Genomic DNA, 21,539 nt, shown 5'->3' with positions numbered 1-21,539 from the left:
GCACCCACCCCGGAGGGGACTTCGTGGGGATCGAGAGCGACCAGGTCGTCTACGAGTATCTGAGCCGCGTCGGCGACGTGGCCCAGCGGCGACAGCTGCCGTCGGCCACCCGCATGCGCCTGGTGTCCGAGCTGCGTGGCGAGATCGACCGGCGGCGCGCCAAGGCCCCCGTCGACAGCCCCGCCGCCGTCCGCCGCATCATCGCCCGCCTCGGCACCCCGGACGAGGTCGTCACGGCCGCTGGGGGTACCCCCTCTGGGGGAGGCAACGCCGCCCCCGCGCCCCAGGCCCCGGCCGCCTCCGTGCCCATACAGCCGGAGAGCCGGGACGACGGGACGGACGAGGAACGCCCCAAGGGCCTGCGCCGCCTCGTCCCCCGCCCCCGCCCCGCCGAGCCCCCGGCGGCACCGGACGACGCCGCTCCACCGCCGCACCTCGCCAGTACGGCGGACCTCGGCGGCAGCGCGACCCAGCCCGACTGGTGGCGGATCGACAGCAGCGCCTTCGGCCCCGGCGAGGACGTCCCCGGATTCGTCGGCGGCGTGGAGATCCCGGAGATGCTCAGACGCCCGCCCACGAAGGACGAGGCGGCGGCGCGGAAGAAGGAGCCCGCGGAGGAACCCGCCCCGGCCGTCGTGGAGAAGGCCGAGGACCCGGACGCGGAAACCGCCGGCCGCCGTCGCCGCCGCCTGCTGCCCCGCCCGACCCTCCCCACCGGCCGCTGGAGCAACCCCCTCCTCCTGCTCGCCGCCGCCCTCCTGGTCACCGGCGCCGTCCTCGGCAACCTCATCGCCCTGCTCCTCGGCTGGCTCATCGCCTGGGGCTCCCGCCGCCTGAGCGACGCCGAGACGAAGTGGGCGGTGGTGATCCTGCCCGCCCTGTCTCTCACGGCAGGCATCACCTGGCTCTGGGGGCGCACCAACGGCCGCTGGGGGGACCCGATCGCGGAGGGTCAGACCAACGCCGCACTCGCGGACACCTGGCCCTGGGTACTGAAGGGGGCGGCGGTGGCATCGGCACTGTTCATCGTCTGGCGCTCACAGAAACGCCCCTAGGGGCGCGGGGCCGTATCGATGTGCGGCTCCGCCGCGTGAGCGCGATCAACCCCCACCGGCCCGCAGCCGCCGAAAGGGAAAGGACCGAGCTACTGGGCGCACATCACACACCCACCCCCGTCTGCCCCACCACAGGCCTGGGCACAATGGCCCATATGGCATTCACCGTCGGCTTCGACCTCGACATGACCCTCATCGACTCCCGCCCCGGCATCCACGCCTGCTACACGGCACTGGCCGAACACACGGGGACGTACATCGACGCCGACCTCGCGATCACACGCCTCGGCCCCCCGCTCGAGGAAGAGCTGATCAACTGGTTCCCGGCGGAGCGGATCGCGGCCATCGCCGACCGGTACCGCGGGATGTACCCGACGATCGCCATCGCCGCGACCCCCGCCCTGCCCGGTGCCCGCGAGGCGATAGCCGCCGTACGCAAGGCCGGTGGACGCGCGATCGTCGTGACGGCCAAGTACGAACCGAACGCCAAACTGCACCTGGAGCACCTCGGCATCGAGCCGGACGCGGTCATCGGCAACCTCTGGGCCGAGCAGAAGGCGGCGGCCCTGCGCGAGCACGAAGCGAGTGTCTACGTCGGCGACCACGAGGGCGACGTACGCGCGGCCCGCGCGGCCGACGCCCTGTCCGTCACCGTGGCCACGGGGCCGTACGACGCCGCCGACCTGCGCGCCCTCGGCGCGGACGTCGTCCTCGACGACCTGACGGAGTTCCCCGACTGGCTCGCCGGCTACCGCGAAGCGCCCCGCGCCTGACGCCTCCCGGCCGCGATCGACTGGAACACCCCCGCGCCGGCGACGAGGAATCCGACGCCCATGAGCATGCTCAGTCCGAACATGTACGTCGGAAATGGCGTCGTACCGAGCAGGAACGGCGCCACCGTGACCAGAGTGGCCACGGTACCGATGAAGAACAGGACCGCACCGGCACGGATCAGTCGGTCACCGGGAGCGGCGGAATTCGTTTGGGTTTTGTCACGCACCGGACCAGGGTAGTTCCCTGCGCGAGGGAACAACCGGGCGACGTCTTGTCACCTGCCCGGGGAGCATTAGCCTTGGTACCGGCGGGTCATGGTCGACCCGCTGTAGTGCTATCAAGAGCCGTTTTCAGAAGCAGTTTTCCGACGAGTACGAGGACGAGGACAGACGTGCCTACCGGCAAGGTCAAGTGGTTCAACAGCGAGAAGGGCTTCGGCTTTCTCTCCCGCGACGACGGCGGTGACGTCTTCGTCCATTCCTCGGTCCTCCCCGCCGGAGTCGAGACTCTCAAGCCGGGCCAGCGCGTGGAGTTCGGCGTGGTCGCCGGCCAGCGTGGCGACCAGGCGCTTTCGGTCACCGTTCTGGATCCGACCCCCTCGGTCGCGGCCGCCACCCGCAAGAAGCCGGACGAACTGGCGTCGATCGTCCAGGATCTGACGACCCTCCTCGAGAACATCACGCCGATGCTCGAGAAGGGCCGCTACCCCGACAAGGCCTCCGGCAAGAAGATCGCCGGCCTGCTGCGCGCGGTCGCCGACCAGCTCGACGTATAGACCCTTTCTCGACATGCGGGCATTTCTCGACGTACAGCCCCTTTGCGGACTTAAACGGTCCTAAGGGAAATCCAGCACATCCGGGCCGAGGGGCGGCACCAGCCCCTCGGCCGCCGCACGTGTGAGCAGACCGCGCACCGCCGCGTAGCCGTCCTCGCCGAGCCCGGCCGTGAACTCGTTGACGTACAGGCCGATGTGCTGGTCGGCGACGGCCGGGTCCATCTCCTGTGCGTGCTCCATGACGTACGGGCGGGAGGCCTCGGGATCGTCCCAGGCGGCGCGCACGGACGTGCGGATCGCGTCGGCGAGCCGCGTCAGCGCCGCCGCGCCCAGCGACCTCTTCGCGATGATCGCGCCCAGCGGGATCGGCAGCCCGGTGGTGTCCTCCCAGTGCTCGCCCATGTCGGCGAGCTTGTGCAGCCCGTAGTTCTGGTACGTGAACCGCGCCTCGTGGATGACGAGGCCCGCGTCGACCTTCCCGTCCCGCACGGCGGGCATGATCTCGTGGAACGGCATGACCACGATCTCGCCGACGCCGCCGGGAAGCGTGTCCGCGGCCCAGAGGCGGAACAGCAGATACGCCGTCGACCTCTCGCTCGGCACCGCGACGGTACGGCCGGTGAGGTCCACCCCCGCCTCCCGCGTCAGCACCAGCGGCCCGCAGCCCCGGCCGAGCGCGCCTCCGCAGGGCAGCAGGACGTACTCGTCGAGGACGTACGGCAGCACGGCGTACGACACCTTCAGCACGTCGAACTCACCGCGCTCGGCCATGCCGTTGGTGATGTCGATGTCGGCGAACGTGACGTCGAGGGCGGGCGCGCCCGGGACGCGGCCGTGGGCGAGGGCGTCGAAGACGAAGGTGTCGTTCGGGCAGGGGGAGTAGGCGATCTGCAGCGGCTCACCGGTCATGTGGGTTCCAACTCTCCAGTACGGGCGTGAGCTTCCCGAAGCCCTCCGTCAGGGCGGCCAGCGCGTCGCCGATGCGCCAGGCGGCGCGGTCGCGGGGGCCGACGGGGTTGGAGATCGCGCGCAGCTCCAGCACCGGCGTGCGGTGGACCGCGGCGGCCTCGGCGACGCCGAAGCCCTCCATCGCCTCGGCCAGAGCCGTGGGGTGGCGCTCACGCAGCCGTGCGGCGCGGACGGCGGTGCCGGTCACCGTGGAGACGGTGAGGACCGCGCCGGGGCGCGCGCCGGTGGCGGTCGCGACCTCTCGTACGAGTGCTTCCGGCGGACGGTGGGTGACGGCGCCGAAGCCCAGCTCGGTGACCGGCAGGAAGCCGTCGGGGGTCTCCGCGCCCAGATCGGCGGCGGTGATCTCGTCGGCGACGACGAGGGAGCCCACGGGAGCGTGGGGGGCGAAGCCGCCGGCGATGCCGGCCGAGACGACCAGGCCGTAGGGGGCGCCGTCGAGGGCGGCGGCGGAGAGGGCGGACGCGGTGGTGGCGGCGGCCCGGGCAGGGCCTACGCCGGCGGCGAGGAGGTCGACGACCGGCCGCCCGGCCGCATCGGGCACCGGACCGACCGGCCCAAGGAGCACCCGCCCCTCGTCCGCGGCCGCCGCGAACGCCTCGGCCACCGCGTCCCTCTCCGCAGGGACCGCGGTGGCCACGAGCACGCGCAGCGCGGCGGCAGCGATCAGCTGTCCTTCTCCAGCTTGAAGGACCACAGACCCGTCACGTCCTTCTCGCCCTCCTTGATGGAGACCAGCGTCGAGTCGCCGCTGGCGCCGTACTGGGCGTTGAAGAACACGCTGCCCGGGACGGTGCGGTACGTCTTCTTGCTGGAGTCGGTGAGCGGCTGGCCGTTCATGAGGATGGTCCAGCCGTTGTCCGCGATCTCCGGGTCGACGCCGAAGCGCACGGTGTCGTCGGGGTCGACCTTGATGGACTCGATGCCCTTGTCCTTCAGGCACCCCGCCAGGTCCGCGGTCTTCAGGGCGTCGCCCTCGCCACCGCAGGTCGCCTCCGAGTGGACGGAGGACGTGCCGACGGTGATCGTGGCGATCGGCGTCGGCTTGTCGCAGGCCGACAGGACGAGCAGTCCGGCGGAAACGGCGCCGGCGGCGGCGAGCGCGCGGCGGCGTCGCACAACGGATTGCATGGTCATGGGCGAAGGCTATCGGGCTCGTATGGCGCTCTCTCTACGTGGGGGCGGCGTGCCGTGCGTCACGGAGGTGTCGGGGCGTACGTCACGGGAGGCGAAGGTGCGTACGCCACGGCCGTGTCGCGGCGTCTCAGGCCACCCGTGGCCGAGTGTGGCCGCCGTGCCGGGCCGAGCCGATCAGGCCCTTCGCGGTGGTCAGCCAGCCGATGGCGACGATCGCCGCGCCGACCGCCAGGCCCAGCGAGCCGTTCAGCGGCAGCACGATGCCGATCGCGCCGCCGAGCACCCAGGACATCTGCAGCAGCGTCTCGGAGCGCGCGAACGCCGACGTACGGACCAGCTCCGGCACGTCCCGCTGGATCAGCGCGTCCAGCGACAGCTTGGCCAGCGCCTGCGCGAACCCGGCGACCGCCGCCAGGAAGGCCACCAGGATCGAGCCGAAGAAGAGCGCGGCCGTGATCGCCACGGCCAGCACGAAGCCCACGACGGTCACGATGATGATCTCCGGTGCCCGGGATCTGAGCCACGCCCCCACGGCCGTACCGAGCGCGTTGCCGGCGCCGGCCGCGACGGCCACTATGCCCAGGGACACGGCGGCGCTCTGGCCGGCCATCGGGTGCTCGCGCAGCAGGAACGCGAGGAAGAAGATCAGGAAGCCTGACAGGCAGCGCAGCGCGGCGTTCGCGCCCAGGGCGTGGGTGACGGCGATACCGACCGTGCGCAGGCCGGGGCGCTTGACGGGCTTGCGGTGCGGCCCGTGCAGATGCTGCTCGTCGGCGGCCAGCAGCGCGGTGTCCTCGCCCTTGGCCGAGTCGACCTTGTGCGGCAGGGAGAAGGACAGGAACGTACCGGCGATGAAGATCACGAAGGCGCCGTAGAGCGGCCAGCGCGGCCCGATCGCCTGCAGCCCCGCACCGATCGGCGCCGCGATCCCGGTGGCCAGGAGCCCGCCGAGGGTGACCCGTGAATTGGCCTTCACCAGGGAGAAGCGGGGTGGCAGCAGCCGGGGCACGACGGCGCTTCTGACGACCCCGTACGCCTTCGAGGCCACCAGCACCCCGAGCGCGGCCGGATACAGCTGGAGATCGCCGCTGACGACGGCGCTGGACAGGACCAGGGCGAGCAGTGCCCGGGCGAGCATCGCGCCGGCCATCGCGGCGCGGCGGCCGTGCGGGAGGCGGTCGAGGAGGGGGCCGATCACGGGCGCGAGGAGCGTGAACGGCGCCATGGTGATGCCGAGGTAGAGCGCGACACGCCCACGGGCCTCGTCGGTCGGGACGGAGAAGAAGACGGTGGAGGCGAGCGCGACGGTGATCATCATGTCCCCGGCGCCGTTCACACCGTGCAGCTCGATCAGCTTGCCGAGGCCGGACTCGCCGGCGCCCTGCGCGTGCGTGGCCTTGCGGATGCCGCGGGCGGGGCCGGTCAGCGGGAAGTGCAGGGCACGGCCGAGCGCGCGGAGGGGGCCGCCCATCCGGCCCGTTCCGCCGCCTCGACCCCGGCCGCCCTTGGAACCACCGACACCGGTGGCTCCTTGCGGCTGCCTTGCGGTTGCCACGACGCAATAGTGCCCCGAGATGGGGGCGGGTAGTGCGGTTACGGCGCGTATGGGGGGAAAGCCATGGGCAAGGTCTCAGGTCGGTGCCGGGCAACTCTCGGGCCGACGGCACGGGTTCCATGGCGTCCGGCGGGCCGCCGCGCACGGTGAAAGGGCCGTCGGTGTAGGCCCAGCGCTCGCGAACAGGTAGCGTGCGTATCTCAGCCATCCCGCACAATGGATGACGTAGGTGCGCCCGAGCGCGATTCGGATGCGGACGTCGACGCGGCCCACAGGTCCGCTCCGTCCGTTCCCACCGCCTCAAGGCACCGCACCCGAGAGACGGCGTAGGAGAGAAGCGATACCTGTGAGCGCAGCGACAACGCGAAGCCGCACCCCCGACCGTCTGTGCGCCGAGGCCGTCGACCTCGCCCGCAGTGCCGCCGAGGAGGCCGCCGCGCCCGGCGTCGTGGGCGAGCACGCGGGTCTGGTCTCCGAGGGCGACCGAGTGGCCACGCATTTCTTCGAGTGCAAGGAGCTCGGGTACCGCGGCTGGCGCTGGGCGGTGACGGTGGCCCGAGCCTCCCGCGCGAAGGTGGTGACGCTGGACGAGGTGGTCCTCCTCCCCGGCCCGGACGCCCTCCTCGCCCCCGAGTGGGTGCCGTGGAGCGAGCGCCTGCGCCCCGGCGACATGGGCCCGGGCGACCTGCTCCCCACGGACGCCGAGGACCTGCGCCTGGAGCCCGGCTACTCCGGCGAGGACGAGCCGGCGCCGAACGCGCCCGTCTCGCACGAGATGGCGGAGCTGGTGGAGGCGGAGGACGCGGAGGTGACGGCCGGGGTCCCGGCGAACCTGCCCTTCGGCCCCTCCCGCGGCTCGATCGCCGCGGTGGCGGAGGAACTGGGCATGCGGCGCGCCCGCGTCCTGTCCCGCTACGGCCTCCACATCGCCGCGGACCGCTGGGAAGAGGCGTACGGCGCGAAGACCCCCATGGCCCAGGCGGCCCCCGCCTCCTGCGTCACCTGTGGCTTCCTCGCCCCGATCGGCGGCTCCCTGGGCCAGGCCTTCGGTGTCTGCGCGAACGAGTTCGCCCCGGCGGACGGCCGGGTTGTCTCCCTCACCTACGGCTGCGGAGGCCACTCCGAGGCCGCGGTCATGCCCAAGCCCCCGCGTCCGGCCCCGCCGGTGATCGACGAGACCCGGGTGGACCCGTTCCCGCTGCGTCCGGCGGCGGATTCCGGGTCGGTGTCGGTCACGGGGGACGAGGAGTCGGCGGAGCTGGGGCACTCGTAGGGTCCCCGCCCTCCCCTTCGCCTCTGCCTTGCCCGGCAGGGTGCTCCCCGCGCGGGTGCGGCGCCGGGCAGCTCCGGCCGACGAGAAGAACCGACGAGAAAAGGTGACCGTGCAGACCCCGCACGTCGACGACGAACTCATCCAGGCCGCGGCGCACGTCGCCCGCACCCGATGCCGGGGCGACAACCACACCATGGCGGCAGCGGGCCGTGCGCAGGACGGCCGGATCGTCACGGCGGTGAACGCCTATCACTTCACCGGAGGCCCCTGCGCCGAGCTGGTCCTCATCGGCGCGGCGGCCGCCCAGGGCATCTACGAGCTGGACACGATCGTCGCCGTGGGCGACCGCGACCGGGGCGTCGTCCCCCCGTGCGGCCGGTGCCGTCAGGTCCTTCTCGACTACTTCCCCGCCCTCAAGGTCATCGTCGGCGCGGAGGACCGGGTCCGAACCGTCCTCGTCACCGACCTGCTCCCCGAGAGCTACGTCTGGGCCGACCACCAGCTGGACGCCGAGTGACGTAGGCGGCACGGGTTCTCTCCCGCGCGATACCTTCTCCTCAGCCGATGAGGAGAGTGATCGTGAGCAAGTTCGTGCGTCCCGCAGCCGAGGGTGCCGACCCCTTCGGGACGGCCCGGCTGCGCCGCGGTGTACTCGACGCCTGGGCCACCAGTCCCGCCCGTTTCCGGGAGGACGCCAACGCCGAGGAGGATCTCGTCCTCGGCGGGTACCGGGACCGACTCGTCGTCGAGCTCGCTCAGAACGCCGCCGACGCCGCCGCCAGGGCGGGGGTGCCGGGAAGGCTCCGGCTCACCCTGCGCGACGGGGTGCTCGTCGCCGCCAACACCGGCGCCCCGCTGGACGCCGCCGGCGTCGAGTCGCTCTCCACCCTGCGAGCCTCGGCGAAACGGGACACCGCCTCCATCGGCCGCTTCGGCGTCGGGTTCGCCGCCGTCCTCGCCGTCACCGACGAGCCCGCCGTCGTCGGGCGGCACGGCGGTGTCCGGTGGGCCCTGGCCGAAGCCCGGGAGCTGGCCGGCAGCACCGCGCGGCACAGCCCGGGGCTGGGGGACGAGATCCGGCGCCGTGACGGGCACGTCCCGCTGCTGCGGTTGCCGTTCGCCGCCGAGGGCACGGCCCCGGACCCGTACGACACCGCCGTCATCCTCCCCCTGCGCGACACCGCGGCCGCCGACCTCGCCGAGCGGCTGCTGCACGGGGTCGACGACGCGCTGCTCCTTGCCCTGCCCGGCCTCGAAGAGGTCGTGGTCGAGGTCGGCGACGGCGAGCCGCGCACGCTGCGCCGCCGGGTCGACGGCCCCTTCACGGTCGTGGAGGACTCCCGTGACGGAGTCACCCACTGGCGTACGTCCGCGGCCCACGGCCCGCTCACGCCCGACCTCCTCGCCGACCGCCCGCTCGAGGAGCGGCTGCGCCCGCACTGGTCGCTGACCTGGGCCGTCCCCGTCAACGCCGCCGACAGCACCCCCGCCAGGCCCCGCACCGCCCCCGTCGTCCACGCGCCCACGCCCAGCGACGAACCCCTCGGCGTCCCCGCCCTCCTCATCGCGTCCTTCCCCCTCGACACCACCCGCCGCCACGCCGCCCCCGGCCCGCTGACCGACTTCCTCGTGCAGCGCGCGGCGGACTCGTACGCCGAACTGCTCGCCGACTGGCGCCCGGTGAGCGACGGCATCATCGGCCTCGTGCCCGGCCCGCTCGGCAAGGGCGAGCTGGACGGCACGCTGCGCCAGGCGATCCTGGAACGACTGCCCCGCACTGAGTTCCTCCCGCCGGCCCACCCGGTGTCTCTCTCGCCCGCCCACCCGTCGTCTCTCCCGCCCTCCGCCGAGCCGCACGAGCCCGACTCCGAGCTGCCCGAGTCCCTCCGCCCCCGCGACGCCGAGATCGTCGAGGGCGCCGGCGCCGACACGGTGAGCGTGCTGGCCGAGGTTCTGCCCACCCTCCTGCCCGCCGGGCTCGAACGGCGTGTGGAGCTGCGGACGCTGGGGGTCGCCCGCGTCCCGCTCACCGACGCGATCGACCGTCTCGCCGGGCTGGAGAAGGAACCGGGCTGGTGGCGGCGGCTCTACGACAGCCTCGCGGGGGTCGACCCGGACCGCCTGTCCGGGCTGCCGGTGCCGCTGGCCGACGGACGTACGACGATCGGGCCCCGGCAGGTCCTCCTCCCCACGTCCGACGGCGCGCCCGTCGACCCCGAGATCCTGGCCCGCCTCGGCCTCAAGGTCGCCCACCCGGACGCCGCACACCCGTTGCTGGAGAAGCTGGGCGCCCTGCCCGCGACCCCCCGCGCGGTCCTCACCACACCGCAGGTGCGGGCCGCCGTCGCCGCCTCCCTCGACGAAGACGGCGGTGTGAGCTGGGAGGAGGACACCCCCGACGCCGAGGAGCTGGCCGACACCGTGCTCGCGCTCGTCCGGGAGGCGGGCCTGGAGCCGGGTGACGAGCCGTGGCTGGGCGCGCTCGCCCTGCCCGACGAGGAGGGGGAGCTGGCGCCGGCCGGTGAGCTGGTCTTCCCCGGTAGCCCCTTCCACCAGGTCATGCGTGAGGGTGAACTGGCCGCGATCGACGCCGAGTTGGCCGACAAATGGGGCGAGGCGCCGCTCGCCGCCTGCGGGGTCCTCGCCAACTTCGCCCTGGTCCGGGCGGCGGACGTCGTCCTGGACCCGGACGAACTGGAGCCCCGCGAGGGGGACTTCGCCGAGCCCGACGACGCGGGTCTGCTGGATGCCGTGGACGTCTGGAGCGAGGACATCCTCGACCGCTTCCCGGACACGCCGGTCCCGCCGGTCGCCACCGAGCTGATCGCCGTACGCGACCTGGACCTGGTCGACGAGGACAAGTGGCCCCAGGCCCTCGCCCTGCTCGCCCGGCCGCCGCTGCGGGACGCGCTCACCCAGCAGGTGCGGATCCTGCTGCCCGACGGCACGCACGAGGTCGTACGGCCGTACACGGCCTGGTGGCTGCGGGGCAACCCGGTCCTGGACGGCCGCCGCCCGGCGGGCCTCCTCGCCTCCGGCGGCGACCCCCTGCTGCGCGGCCTGTACGACGAGGCCGACGCGACCGGCTTCGACGACGAACAGGTGCTGCGGGCGCTGGGCGTACGGACGTCGGTCGCCGCGCTGCTGGACGAGCCGGGCGGCGCGGCCGAACTCCTGGACCGCCTGGCCGACCCGGACCGGGAGGTGTCCGCCGCCCAACTGCACGCCCTGTACGGCGCCCTGGCCGACCTCGACCCCGAGCAGGTGACCCTGCCGGACGAGCTGCGCGCCGTGGTCGACGGTCACCTTGAGGTCGTGGACGCGGCGGACGCGGTGGTCGTCGACTCGCCGGATCTGCTGCCCTTCACCGGCGGGGTCCCGCTGCTGCCGGTCCGCCCGTCCCGGGCCGCCGAGCTGGCCGAGCTGTTCCAGGTACGGCGGCTGAGCGAGTCGGTGACGGGGTCGGTGGACTCCGAGGGGACCGAGCACGAGGTGCCGGAGTCGGTGCGGGTGCTGCTGGGGGCGCGGACGCCGGCGTCGTACGTCGAGCATGAGGAGCTCGTCGTGGACGGGGTCGAGATCGACTGGCGGCTGACGGACGACGGGGTGCTGCATGCGGCGACCCTGGAGGGCGTCGCGGCCGGGCTGGCGTGGGCGGCGGGGCAGTGGCCGCGGCGGTTCGAGGTGGCGGCGTTGTTGGAGGATCCGTCGCGGACCGGGGAACTGGCTCGGGATCGCTGGTTCGACTGAACCGCAGGGACGAAGAGGCCGCCCCGCCGGTGAGATTCCGGTGGGGCGGCCCTTTCCGTCTGGCTGTCTATCCCCAGATGTGCGCGTACATCGCTTCGTACCGTTTGTACATCAGCCCCAGTTCTCGTGGCTTGTCCCGTACGTCCAGGAATTCGAGGACGAGTGAGAACAGGTGGTCCACGGCCTGTTGGTGCTGCTCCGGGGTCAGATGGTCCTCGTTCTTCCAGCCCTTGAGGTCGATGTCGGGGAACAGGTCGAGGAGGACGAGCTTGTGCCAGTAGAAGCTGCTGCACTCGCCCCTGCGGACGACCAGCCACTCGGTGAAGCCGCGCAGCAGTCCACCTGACCTGCCGAAGTCGATCCCCGTGAGGAACATGGCCGTCGGGTAGTAGGTGCCGTCCAGGCTGTCCATTCCCGGCCGGTCGCGGATCTTCTCGATCAGCTCTCTGTCACTCATGGTCATCTTCCGTCATTCCGCCTCGGTTTCCAGGAAGTACTCGTACTTCTCCAGGTCGAGCGCGATACCGGTCAGACGCCGGACACGCTCGGCGTGTTCCTGCTTCAGCGGATACACGTCGTACAGCTCGTCCGCCGGCATCCCCAGGATCTCTCCGAGGGCTTCCGCGCCGACCGCGGTGACGTCGGTGGTCGAGTCGGGGAAGTCCTCGTCCTTGAGATAGCGGGTGACAAGGAAATACACGGTCACGACGGCACCTTCCGGGGCGGGCCTGCGGGCCTGCGGGCCTGCGAGCTTGGTCCGGGCCTACATAAATTCTTCACGGACTGTACAACCATCAGCCCCTGTTGAAGATCTGATCAACCGAGTCAACAGACTCCTTGATCAATTGAGCCCCGCGGGACCCGGACCGTGTGACCGACAACCGCGGGGCTCCTCTCCATATGGAGAACGCATGCGCATCAGTGCCACCGTGGCCGCCGTCTCTGGCGCCCTGGTCCTCTCCGCCCTCGCCGCGCCGTTCGCGCAGGCCGACGGTAGCGGGCCCAGCAAGGCCGACGTCTTCCAGGCCGCCGAGGCCGCTCGCCAGGCCGCCTCGGGGAAGACGGCTTTTGCCGGCTCGACCGCCGCTGACACCGGCACGCCCTACGCCCTGGACGTCACGTTCTCCGGCGTGAAGGTCAACAACGGTAAGCCGATCGTCGTCGGCACCACCAACAAGGTGACCGTCCCGGTGACGTACACGGTCACCCACGCCGCCGACGTCGACCTCGCCGCGGTCGACACCTGGATGGACGTCGAGATCTACCGGGGCGAGTACGGCGACCCCGTGAACGGCAACATCCTGATCGGCGACGACTGGCCGGTGTGCACGGCTGCCTCCGCCACGGTCGACACGTGCAAGGGCACCATCGACATCTACCCGACCGAGGAGCTGACCAACGCCGACGCGACCAGTTGGAAGGCGCTCGGCTACGTCATCGACTGGAACGAGGTCGACCCCTTCAGCGACGAGGACATCGACTGGAGTCAGGTCGGCGTCGCTGAGCAGGACGCCCTCGCCACCACCAAGCTCCAGCGCTTCTCCAAGCTGACGGTCAACGCCTCCCCGGAGCCCGTGAAGAAGGGCAAGACCATCACGGTCACCGGCAAGCTGAGCCGCGCCAACTGGGACACCAACAAGTACGCGGGCTACTCCACCCAGTCGGTGAAGCTGCAGTTCCGCAAGAAGGGCTCCAGCACCTACACCACGCTGAAGACCATCAAGACGAACACGTACGGAGACCTGAAGACCACGGTCACCGCGTCCACGGACGGCTACTTCCGCTACTCCTTCGCGGGCACCTCGACCACCCCGGCGGTCAATGCCACGGGTGACTTCGTCGACGTGCAGTAGCAGCAGGACGCGCCCGTAGGGGCGCCAGTAGGGGTATTCGTCGCGAACTTCCCGTCACCCACGGGGAGTTCGTGACGAAGCTCACTAACTTTCCTCGGCGACCACACAACCGGGAACCCCTGCCGACAATCTGATCACATGGGCCAACAGGCCCCTCGATCACCCGGGCCCCGGCGTGACCCGCAGTGCAGGGAACGACGACCAGCGGGGCCCCTTTCCGTACCAGGGGAACGCATGCGCATCAGAGCCACCGTGGCCGCCGTCTCCGCTCTCTCCGGCGCCCTGGCCCTCTCCGCCCTCGCCGCGCCGGCCGCCCAGGCCGAGGAGCCCGCGGCCTCCGTCGCCTCCTACCGCGCCGCTGTGGCGAAGATCCGTCAGGCCGCGCAGGCCGAGTCCGGCAGTCAGCGGGCAGGTGCCCGGTACGACCTGGACGTCACCTTCTCCAACTTCAAGATCGCCAAGGCGATCAAGGTCGGCACGACCAACCACGTCGCCACGAACGTGTCGTACACGCTGACCCACGGCGCGGACGTAGACATCACCGCCGACGACTTCATCACCGACCCCATCATCTACCGGGGCTCCCACACCTCGCCGGAGGCCAGGCTCTTGGGCAACAAGCCGGCCAAGTGCACCGTGACCTCCGCGACCACCGCCAACTGCAAGGGCACCATCGACGTCTACCCGGGCGCCGCTGCCCACGAGCTCATCAACTCGAACGCCGGTACCTGGCATGCCGCGGCTGAGGCCACCGCCTTCAACGGCCAGGACCCGGCGGGCGAGAACTACGACGACAGCAAGGTCGGCTACAAGGGCCAGGACGGCCTCGGCACCACCCTCGTGCAGCGCCACTCGAAGCTCACGGTCGACGCCTCCCCCGAGCCGGTGAAGAAGAACAAGACCATCACCATCACCGGCAAGCTCTCCCGCGCCAACTGGGAGGACAACAAGTACCACGGTTACGTCAGCCAGCCGGTGAACCTGCAGTTCCGCAAGAAGAACAGCGACACCTACACCACGGTGAAGACCATCAAGACCAACGCGACGGGCAACCTCAAGACGACCGTCAAGGCCACCGAGGACGGCTACTTCCGCTACGTCTTCGCGGGCACGACGACGACTCCGGCGGCCAACGCCACGGGCGACTTCGTCGACGTCCAGTAGGACAACGCCCTACGCAGGGAAGCGGCGGTCGACCCACCTCCACATAACCTCCAGGGCGACCGCCGCCCCCGCCGAGATCCCCACCGCGATCCACGGCATCGTCACCCCGACCAGCCGCAGCGCGAAGAACTCCTGCAACCACGGCACCACCAGAACCAGCAGGAACCCCAGACCCATCGCCGCCACCAGCCCGAGCCGCCACCACGTGTACGGCCGGGCGATGATCGCCAGCACCCATATCGAGATCAGGAAGAGCGTCAGCGTGGCGACGCTCGTCTCCGCGTCCAGCGAGCCCTCGCCCGAGTAGTAGCTACGGGCGATCAGATACGTCGCGAAGGTCGCCACCGCGGCCACCACCCCGCCCGGGATCGCGTACCGCATGACCCGCCGTACGAAGTGGGGTTTCGCGCGTTCCTTGTTGGGTGCGAGAGCCAGGAAGAAGGCGGGGACGCCGATGGTCAGGGTGGACAGCAGGGTCAGGTGGCGTGGCAGGAACGGGTACTCCACCTGCCAGCACACCACCATCAGCGCCAGCAGCACCGAGTAGACCGTCTTGACGAGGAACAGGGTCGCGACGCGTGTGATGTTGCCGATCACCCGCCGCCCCTCCGCCACCACCGACGGCAGTGTCGCGAAGCTGTTGTTCAGCAGCACGATCTGGGCCACCGCCCGCGTGGCCTCCGAGCCCGAGCCCATCGCGACGCCGATGTCGGCGTCCTTGAGGGCCAGGACGTCGTTCACGCCGTCGCCCGTCATGGCGACGGTGTGCCCGTGGGACTGCAGTGCGCCCACCATGTCCCGCTTCTGCTGCGGGGTGACCCGCCCGAACACCGTGGCCTCGTCGAGGGCCGTCGCCATCCCGTCCTTGTCGGCGGGGAGCCGGCGCGCGTCGACCGTCGAACCCGACAGGCCGAGCTTGCTCGCCACCGCGCCCACCGACACCGCGTTGTCCCCGGAGATCACCTTGGCCCGGACGTTCTGCTCGGCGAAGTAGCGCAGGGTGTCGGCGGCGTCGGGCCGCAGCCGTTGTTCGAGTACGACGAGGGCGGCCGGCTTGGCGCCCTCCGCGACGTCGGCGGCGTCGAGGTCGCGGCCGGTGCGGGCGAGCAGCAGGACCCGTAGGCCCTGTTCGTTCAACCGATCGGTTTCGGCCAGGGCGGGATCGTCGGGCGGGAGGAGCACATCGGGCGCGCCCAGCAGCCAGGTGCTCGCCTCGCCGTTGCCCTCGCTGAACGTGGCGCCGCTGTACTTGCGGGCCGAGGAGAACGGCAGGGACTCGGTGCAGCGCCAGTCCTCGGCGTCCGGGTAGGCCTCGATGATGGCCTGGAGGGAGGCGTTCGGGCGGGGGTCTGACTCGCCGAGGGCGCCCAGCACCCGCCGTATGTACTCCTCGTCGCTGCCGTTGAGGGGGCGCAGTTCGGTGACGTCCATGCCGCCCTCGGTCAGGGTGCCCGTCTTGTCGAGGCAGACCGTGTCCACGCGGGCGAGGCCCTCGATGGCGGGCAGCTCCTGCACCAGGCACTGCTTGCGGCCCAGGCGGATGACGCCGATCGCGAAGGCGACCGAGGTGAGCAGGACGAGCCCCTCCGGGACCATGGGCACGATGCCGCCGACGGTCCGGGCGATCGAGTCGTCGAGCTGGTTGTCCTTGACGACGAGCTGGGTGATGATCAGGCCGGTCGCGGCCGGGATCATCATCCAGGTCACGTACTTGAGGATGGTGGAGATGCCGGAGCGCAGCTCGGAGTGGACCAGGGTGAAGCGGGAGGCCTCCTCGGCGAGCTGGGCGGCGTAGGCCTCGCGGCCGACCTTGGTGGCCTGGAAGGCGCCGCCGCCCGCGACGACGAAGCTCCCGGACAGCACCTGGTCCCCGGGCCGCTTGACGACCGGATCGGCCTCGCCGGTGAGCAGCGACTCGTCGATCTCCAGCCCGTCCGCCTCGACGCAGACCCCGTCCACGACGGCCTTGTCCCCCGGCCCGATCTCTATCAGGTCGTCCAGCACGATCTCCGACGTGCTGACCTCGGCGGCGACCCCGTCCCGCCGAACCGTCGGCCTGGCCTCGCCGATCACGGCGAGCGAGTCGAGGGTCTTCTTCGCCCGCCACTCCTGGATGATCCCGATGCCGGTGTTGGCGAGGATCACGAAGCCGAACAGGCTGTCCTGGATGGGCGCGACGCACAGCATGATCAGCCAGAGCACGCCGATGATCGCGTTGAACCGGGTGAACACGTTGGCGCGGACGATGTCGGTCATCGACCGGCTGCTGCGCACCGGAACGTCGTTGACCTCCCCGCGCGCGACCCGCTCGGCCACCTCGGCGGCGGTGAGCCCGCCCGTCGCCACCGGGGCGCGGGCGGAGTGCACAGGGGTGTCTATTCCGGCGCCCGCGTCGGTATGCGTCATGCATTCGACGGTACGTGCGGATTTACGGCTTCACCCGCCGAGTGCGCGGAAGTTCCGACTTGGGGAGGACGGGGGAGGACGGGGCGTCGTGCCCAGGTTGTAGGGGGCGACCTCAGGACGACTGGGGTTCGCCTGCCGTCTCCCGGGTCTCCGCGGGGGCCGCGGCGGCCCGCTTGATCGCCGCGTCGCGCCTGCGGACGTACCAGATGCCGATGAGCCCCAGTCCGCCGCCGGCCAGGCAGGTCCACACCCACCAGGTCTGGTCGCGGTCGTCGAACCAGCCGTAGAACGGCAGCTGTACGACGAAGAGGACGAACCAGAGGATCGTGCCGCCGGTGATGGTGGCGACCACGGGCCCTTCAAGGGGCTCGGGTGCCTCGTGCCTGGGGGTCCACTTCGCCATGAAGGACAGCTTACGAGGCGATCGGATCCACACCGATCTACGCGCGGAGATGGCCGATCCCGGCTTTATATGTTCATACTGAAACGGTTTGTGTCTGACCACTTCTCTTCGTAGGAACAACCAAAAGCATGCCCACCTCGGCTCCTGCCAAGGCCCCCACCCCTGAACAGCCGGGAGCCGGGCCCACATACGGTGCACTCGACCGTTTCTTCAAGATCTCCGAACGCGGCAGCACCCTGCCCCGCGAGATCCGCGGCGGTTTCGCCACCTTCTTCGCGATGGCCTACATCATCGTGCTGAACCCGATCATCCTCGGCAGCGCGAAGGACATGTACGGCCATCAGCTGGACAACGGCCAGCTGGTCACCGCGACGGCCGTGACGGCCGCGTTCACCACGCTGCTGATGGGCGTCATCGGCAACGTGCCGATCGCGCTCGCCGCCGGTCTCGGCGTCAACTCGGTCGTCGCGCTCCAGCTCGCGCCCCGCATGTCCTGGCCGGACGCCATGGGCATGGTGGTGCTCGCCGGCTTCATCGTGATGCTGTTGGTCGCCACCGGTCTGCGCGAGCGCGTCATGAACGCCGTGCCCTACAGCCTGCGCAAGGCCATCTCCATCGGCATCGGCCTGTTCATCATGCTGATCGGCCTCGTCGACTCCGGCTTCGTCTCCCGCATCCCGGACGTCGCCCAGACGACCGTGCCCCTCCAGCTGGGCGCCGACGGTCACCTCAACGGCTGGCCGGTGCTCGTCTTCATCCTCGGCGCGCTGCTCACGCTCGCGCTCATCGTCCGCAAGGTCTCCGGCGCGATCCTCATCTCGATCGTCGCGATGACCGTGCTCTCCGTGATCATCGAGGCCGTCGCGAACGTGCCGTCCTGGGGGCTGACGACCCCGAAGTGGCCCGGCAACCCCGTCGCCAGCCCCGACTTCGGCCTGATCGGCCAGGTCAGCCTGTTCGGCGGCTTCGACAAGGTCGGCGCGCTGACCGGCACCCTCTTCGTCTTCACGGTCCTGCTCTCCTGCTTCTTCGACGCCATGGGCACGATCATGGGCGTCAGCGACGAGGCGAAGCTGACCGACGCCCAGGGGCAGATGCCGGGCATCAACAAGGTGCTGTTCGTCGACGGCCTCGCCGTCGCAGCGGGCGGTGCCAGCTCCTCCTCGGCCACCACCGCCTTCGTGGAGTCCACGGCCGGCGTCGGCGAGGGTGCCCGTACCGGTTTCGCGAACGTCGTCACCGGCGCCCTCTTCGGTGTGGCGCTGTTCCTGACGCCCATCGCCACCATGGTCCCGTCGCAGGCGGCCACCCCGGCCCTGCTGGCGGTCGGCTTCCTGATCCTGGCCAACTCGGTCAAGGAGATCGACTGGGCCGACTACACGGTCGCGATCCCGGCCTTCGTGACGATGGTGATGATGCCGTTCACCTACTCGATCACCAACGGCATCGGCATGGGCTTCATCACCTTCGCGGTGCTGCGCCTGGCCGCCGGGCGGGGCCGGGAGGTGCCGGTGGCGATGTACGTCGTGGCGGCGGTCTTCGCCTTCTACTACCTGATGCCGGCGCTGGGGCTCACGTAGGCCGTCTCATGTGAGGCCGTAGAACTTCTCGGTCTCGTCGACGGCGGACTGGAACCGCTCGTCGAAGTCATCACGGATGAGCGTCCGGACGACATAGTCCTGGACGCTCATTCCTCTTTTCGCCGCATGCTCTCGGAGTCGTTCGAGCAGCTCGTGGTCTATCCGCAGGCTGAGCACGCTGGTCCCCATGAACACGAGGGTTGCGGCATGCGTCGGTTCGGCGTGTCACGTTCCGCCACCGAATCACCCGGATGAGTGATATTACCCCTGGTGGTCTTTAGTCAGGGTAATGAGTTACGCTAAAGAACATGTCGGACCTTACCCATGGCGACGACGTTGCCGCCGTGAACTCTCTTCGCTCCGCCGTGATGCGACTGTCGCGTCGGCTCAAGCACCAGCGGGTCGACGAGTCGCTGAGCCCCACCGAGATGTCGGTGCTGGGCACCCTCTCCCTCTGCGGCAAGGCCACCCCCGGTGAGCTCGCCCGCAAGGAGCACGTCCAGCCGCCGTCGATGACCCGCATCGTCGCCCTGCTGGAGGGCAAGGGACTGGTCCGTCTGGAGCCGCATCCGGAGGACCGGCGCCAGAAGGTCGTCACGAAGACCGAGCAGGCCGAGGCGATGCTCGAGGAGAGCCGCCGCAAGCGCAACGCCTTCCTGGCCACCCTGGTCGAGGGCCTCGACGAGGACGAGTGGGCGAAACTGCGCGCCGCCGCCCCCGTGCTGGAGAAGCTCGCACATCTGTAAGCCGTACGTGTCGCAAGGAGGCGAACCCTTTTGAGTTCGGGACCCGGAGCAGCTTCCGCCCCCGCACCAGACCCCGACTACTCCCCGCCCGCCCTCGAACCCCCCAAGCTCCCCAGGCCCCGCAAGTCCTCGATGTTCAGCTCGCTGAAGGTCAGGAACTACCGCCTGTTCTTCCTCGGGCAGGTCGTCTCCAACACCGGCACCTGGATGCAGCGCATCGCCCAGGACTGGCTGGTGCTCAGCCTCACCGGCTCCGCCACCGCCGTCGGCATCACGACGGCCCTGCAGTTCCTGCCGATGCTGCTCTTCGGCCTCTACGGCGGTGTCCTCGTCGACCGTCTGCCCAAGCGCCGCACGCTGCTCGTCACGCAGACCTCGATGGCCGCCACCGGTATCGCGCTCGCCATCCTCACCCTGACCGGACAAGTCCAGGTCTGGCACGTCTACCTCGCGGCCTTCGCCATAGGACTGGCCACGGTGGTCGACAACCCCGCCCGCCAGGCGTTCGTCAGCGAGATGGTCGGCCCGGACCAGCTCCAGAACGCCGTCAGCCTCAACTCCGCGAACTTCCAGTCCGCCCGGCTGGTCGGCCCCGCCGTCGCCGGCCTGATGATCACCGGCGTGGGCACCGGCTGGGCGTTCCTCGCCAACGGCCTGTCCTTCATCGCGCCCATCACCGGTCTGCTGCTGATGCGGGCACGTGAGCTGTACCCCGTCGAGCGGGCCCCGCGCGGGAAGGGGCAGATGCGGGAGGGCCTGCGGTACGTCGCCGGGCGCCCGGAGCTGATCTGGACCATCGTCCTCGCCGGGTTCGTCAGCACCTTCGGCTTCAACTTCCCGGTGTACCTGTCCGCCTTCGCCGACGACGTCTTCCGTGCGGGCGCCGGCTCCTACAGCCTCTTCAACACGCTGATGGCGGTCGGCTCCCTGGCCGGTGCCCTGCTCGCGGCCCGGCGCGGGACGGCCCGGATGCGAGTGCTGATCGCGGGGGCGGTGGCCTTCGGCACGATGGAGATCGTGGCCGCCTTCGCCCCGTCCCTGTGGATGTTCGCCCTGCTCATGGCCCCCATAGGCATCTTCGGCATGACGGTGAACGTCACCGCCAACAGCAGCATCCAGATGGCGACCGACCCGGCCATGCGGGGCCGGGTGATGGCCCTGTACATGATGGTGTTCATGGGCGGAGCGCCGCTGGGCGCGCCGATCGCGGGCTGGATCACGGACGCGTACGGCGTCCGGGCGGGCATGGCAGTGGGCGGCGCGATCACTGCTGTCGCCGCCGTGACGATCGCCGTGTTCCTGGCCCGTGTGGGGGGCTTGCGGTTGTCGGTGGGCTGGAACCAGGGACATCCGCGGGTGCGGTTCGTGCCGCGGGAGCGGCGGGAGGAGGAGCTGGCGACGGTGGTGTAGGGGCGTCAGTCGCGGGGGAACTCGTCGGTTTTGAGGGTGAGGCCGACCGGGGTACCGGTCAGGTTGATGTCCTCGCCGAAGGAAAAACTGACGTCGCTGTGGTACTTGCCGTCCTTCGGCAGGGTGTGCAGATGCCACTCGCCGGTGTACGGATCCACGATCAGGTACACCGGCACTTCGGCCGCGGCGTAGGTGTCCTTTTTCGGGCCGTAGTCGTTGCCCGCGGTGTCCTTGGAGATGACCTCGGCCACGAATTCGACGTCCTGATAGCGCCAACGGCCCTTGCTGTCCTTCACCGACCGCTCGGCCATGGCCGCCAGATCGCAGGCGAAGCCGTTCAGATGCCCGGGGAAGTCGATCCGCACATCCGATGCCAACCGCTTGCGGGGATACTTGGCGCGCAACTGCTCCGCGATGTCGAAGATGATCTCCCAGTGGTTCTGCCGCTGCGGTGACATGAAGATGTTCCCCCCGACGATCTCGACCTTCGTTCCCTCGGGGATGGGCATCTTCTCGAGCCACTCGAACAGGACGTCCAGAGTCAGCTCGCCGCACTCCTCGGCCATCTCGATCCTGTCGTCAAGGACGGTCATCGTGGCGCTCCTCCCCGGCTGCCGCTCGGTCACGGCCAGCCGCGCAGTACAACGATACGCACGGTGACGGCGTCACGTGTGGCCATGGTCACGCTC

At 70.5% G+C, this 21,539-nt stretch carries 22 protein-coding genes; 11 read left to right on the top strand and 11 right to left on the bottom strand.

Annotation, left to right across the window (positions count from 1 at the left end; genetic code table 11):
• The first annotated feature begins 23 nt into the window (after nucleotides 1-23).
• Complete coding sequence (locus EJ357_RS20505; RefSeq protein WP_126393068.1) at nucleotides 24-1,055, top strand: hypothetical protein; 1,032 nt, start codon at nucleotides 24-26, stop codon at nucleotides 1,053-1,055.
• Between the two features lie 146 nt (nucleotides 1,056-1,201).
• Entirely contained in the window at nucleotides 1,202-1,828 is a 627-nt protein-coding gene (locus EJ357_RS20500) for an HAD family hydrolase (protein WP_407698502.1), read from the top strand.
• Here EJ357_RS20500 and EJ357_RS20495 read toward each other — a convergent pair.
• Nucleotides 1,804-2,055 (bottom strand): hypothetical protein, encoded by a 252-nt coding sequence (locus tag EJ357_RS20495; protein WP_126393066.1) that lies wholly within the window; start codon nucleotides 2,053-2,055, stop codon nucleotides 1,804-1,806. The genes EJ357_RS20500 and EJ357_RS20495 overlap by 25 nt on opposite strands.
• 165 nt (nucleotides 2,056-2,220) lie before the next feature.
• Between EJ357_RS20495 and EJ357_RS50520 the strand changes: the two genes are divergently transcribed.
• Nucleotides 2,221-2,604, top strand: a complete 384-nt coding sequence (locus EJ357_RS50520) for a cold-shock protein (RefSeq protein ID WP_126393065.1) — start codon at nucleotides 2,221-2,223, stop codon at nucleotides 2,602-2,604.
• Nucleotides 2,605-2,664: 60 nt separating this feature from the next.
• Here EJ357_RS50520 and EJ357_RS20485 read toward each other — a convergent pair whose 3' ends face one another.
• From EJ357_RS20485 to EJ357_RS20470, 4 genes are all read right to left on the bottom strand, one after another.
• Entirely contained in the window at nucleotides 2,665-3,513 is an 849-nt protein-coding gene (locus tag EJ357_RS20485) for a 1,4-dihydroxy-6-naphthoate synthase (protein WP_126393064.1), read from the bottom strand.
• The gene (locus EJ357_RS20480) at nucleotides 3,503-4,270 is read right to left on the bottom strand and encodes a futalosine hydrolase (RefSeq protein WP_407698501.1); all 768 of its coding nucleotides are present in this window, start codon (nucleotides 4,268-4,270) and stop codon (nucleotides 3,503-3,505) included. Before EJ357_RS20480 ends, EJ357_RS20485 begins: the two co-directional genes overlap by 11 nt.
• Nucleotides 4,240-4,710: a DUF2771 domain-containing protein gene (locus tag EJ357_RS20475; RefSeq protein ID WP_126393063.1), complete on the bottom strand. Its 471-nt coding sequence runs from the start codon at nucleotides 4,708-4,710 to the stop codon at nucleotides 4,240-4,242. Before EJ357_RS20475 ends, EJ357_RS20480 begins: the two co-directional genes overlap by 31 nt.
• Nucleotides 4,711-4,837: 127 nt before the next feature.
• A complete protein-coding gene (locus EJ357_RS20470) occupies nucleotides 4,838-6,265 on the bottom strand; it encodes an MFS transporter (RefSeq protein ID WP_126393062.1) in 1,428 nt (475 codons plus the stop codon).
• 346 nt (nucleotides 6,266-6,611) lie between these two features.
• On the opposite strand from EJ357_RS20470, the gene EJ357_RS20465 reads away from it, so the two are divergent.
• The 3 genes from EJ357_RS20465 (at nucleotide 6,612) to EJ357_RS20455 (ending at nucleotide 11,288) form a co-directional block, all read left to right on the top strand.
• Complete coding sequence (locus EJ357_RS20465) at nucleotides 6,612-7,538, top strand: DUF3027 domain-containing protein (RefSeq protein ID WP_126393061.1); 927 nt, start codon at nucleotides 6,612-6,614, stop codon at nucleotides 7,536-7,538.
• Nucleotides 7,539-7,641: 103 nt separating this feature from the next.
• Entirely contained in the window at nucleotides 7,642-8,055 is a 414-nt protein-coding gene (locus EJ357_RS20460) for a cytidine deaminase family protein (protein WP_126393060.1), read from the top strand.
• 62 nt (nucleotides 8,056-8,117) lie between these two features.
• Nucleotides 8,118-11,288 (top strand): sacsin N-terminal ATP-binding-like domain-containing protein, encoded by a 3,171-nt coding sequence (locus EJ357_RS20455; protein ID WP_126393059.1) that lies wholly within the window; start codon nucleotides 8,118-8,120, stop codon nucleotides 11,286-11,288.
• Between the two features lie 67 nt (nucleotides 11,289-11,355).
• Here the strand turns inward: EJ357_RS20455 and EJ357_RS20450 are convergent, their stop codons facing one another.
• Together EJ357_RS20450 and EJ357_RS20445 are read right to left on the bottom strand one after the other, a co-directional pair.
• A complete protein-coding gene (locus tag EJ357_RS20450; RefSeq protein WP_126393058.1) occupies nucleotides 11,356-11,745 on the bottom strand; it encodes a hypothetical protein in 390 nt (129 codons plus the stop codon).
• Between the two features lie 12 nt (nucleotides 11,746-11,757).
• On the bottom strand, nucleotides 11,758-11,994 hold the full coding sequence (locus EJ357_RS20445) for a DUF7683 domain-containing protein (RefSeq protein ID WP_126393057.1): 237 nt from the start codon (nucleotides 11,992-11,994) through the stop codon (nucleotides 11,758-11,760).
• 205 nt (nucleotides 11,995-12,199) lie between these two features.
• Between EJ357_RS20445 and EJ357_RS20440 the strand changes: the two genes are divergently transcribed.
• Together EJ357_RS20440 and EJ357_RS20435 are read left to right on the top strand one after the other, a co-directional pair.
• Nucleotides 12,200-13,141, top strand: a complete 942-nt coding sequence (locus tag EJ357_RS20440) for a hypothetical protein (protein ID WP_126393056.1) — start codon at nucleotides 12,200-12,202, stop codon at nucleotides 13,139-13,141.
• Nucleotides 13,142-13,375: 234 nt separating this feature from the next.
• Nucleotides 13,376-14,305 (top strand): hypothetical protein, encoded by a 930-nt coding sequence (locus EJ357_RS20435; RefSeq protein ID WP_126393055.1) that lies wholly within the window; start codon nucleotides 13,376-13,378, stop codon nucleotides 14,303-14,305.
• Between the two features lie 9 nt (nucleotides 14,306-14,314).
• Here the strand turns inward: EJ357_RS20435 and EJ357_RS20430 are convergent, their stop codons facing one another.
• Together EJ357_RS20430 and EJ357_RS20425 are read right to left on the bottom strand one after the other, a co-directional pair.
• Nucleotides 14,315-16,711, bottom strand: a complete 2,397-nt coding sequence (locus EJ357_RS20430) for a cation-translocating P-type ATPase (RefSeq protein WP_126393054.1) — start codon at nucleotides 16,709-16,711, stop codon at nucleotides 14,315-14,317.
• A gap of 112 nt (nucleotides 16,712-16,823) precedes the next feature.
• Nucleotides 16,824-17,114: a DUF2530 domain-containing protein gene (locus EJ357_RS20425; RefSeq protein ID WP_126393053.1), complete on the bottom strand. Its 291-nt coding sequence runs from the start codon at nucleotides 17,112-17,114 to the stop codon at nucleotides 16,824-16,826.
• Nucleotides 17,115-17,242: 128 nt separating this feature from the next.
• Between EJ357_RS20425 and EJ357_RS20420 the strand changes: the two genes are divergently transcribed.
• A complete protein-coding gene (locus tag EJ357_RS20420) occupies nucleotides 17,243-18,694 on the top strand; it encodes an NCS2 family permease (RefSeq protein WP_126393052.1) in 1,452 nt (483 codons plus the stop codon).
• A gap of 6 nt (nucleotides 18,695-18,700) precedes the next feature.
• On the opposite strand, the gene EJ357_RS20415 is transcribed toward EJ357_RS20420, so the two are convergent.
• Nucleotides 18,701-18,883 carry a ribbon-helix-helix protein, CopG family gene (locus EJ357_RS20415; RefSeq protein WP_126393051.1) on the bottom strand — a complete coding sequence of 61 codons (183 nt, stop codon included), beginning with the start codon at nucleotides 18,881-18,883 and terminating at the stop codon, nucleotides 18,701-18,703.
• Nucleotides 18,884-19,002: 119 nt separating this feature from the next.
• Here EJ357_RS20415 and EJ357_RS20410 point away from each other — a divergent pair, with 119 nt between their 5' ends.
• Together EJ357_RS20410 and EJ357_RS20405 are read left to right on the top strand one after the other, a co-directional pair.
• Nucleotides 19,003-19,440 carry a MarR family winged helix-turn-helix transcriptional regulator gene (locus EJ357_RS20410; protein WP_126393050.1) on the top strand — a complete coding sequence of 146 codons (438 nt, stop codon included), beginning with the start codon at nucleotides 19,003-19,005 and terminating at the stop codon, nucleotides 19,438-19,440.
• Nucleotides 19,441-19,470: 30 nt separating this feature from the next.
• Nucleotides 19,471-20,850: an MFS transporter gene (locus EJ357_RS20405; protein WP_126393049.1), complete on the top strand. Its 1,380-nt coding sequence runs from the start codon at nucleotides 19,471-19,473 to the stop codon at nucleotides 20,848-20,850.
• A 5-nt stretch (nucleotides 20,851-20,855) separates the two neighbouring features.
• Here EJ357_RS20405 and EJ357_RS20400 read toward each other — a convergent pair whose 3' ends face one another.
• Nucleotides 20,856-21,443 (bottom strand): Uma2 family endonuclease, encoded by a 588-nt coding sequence (locus tag EJ357_RS20400; RefSeq protein WP_126393048.1) that lies wholly within the window; start codon nucleotides 21,441-21,443, stop codon nucleotides 20,856-20,858.
• Nucleotides 21,444-21,539 lie beyond the last annotated feature (96 nt).

The sequence above is a fragment of the Streptomyces cyaneochromogenes genome, assembly GCF_003963535.1.
Lineage (GTDB): Bacteria > Actinomycetota > Actinomycetes > Streptomycetales > Streptomycetaceae > Streptomyces > Streptomyces shaanxiensis.
The sequence above is the reverse complement of the archived record's forward strand: the minus strand, read 5'-3'. Positions and strand labels throughout refer to the sequence as shown.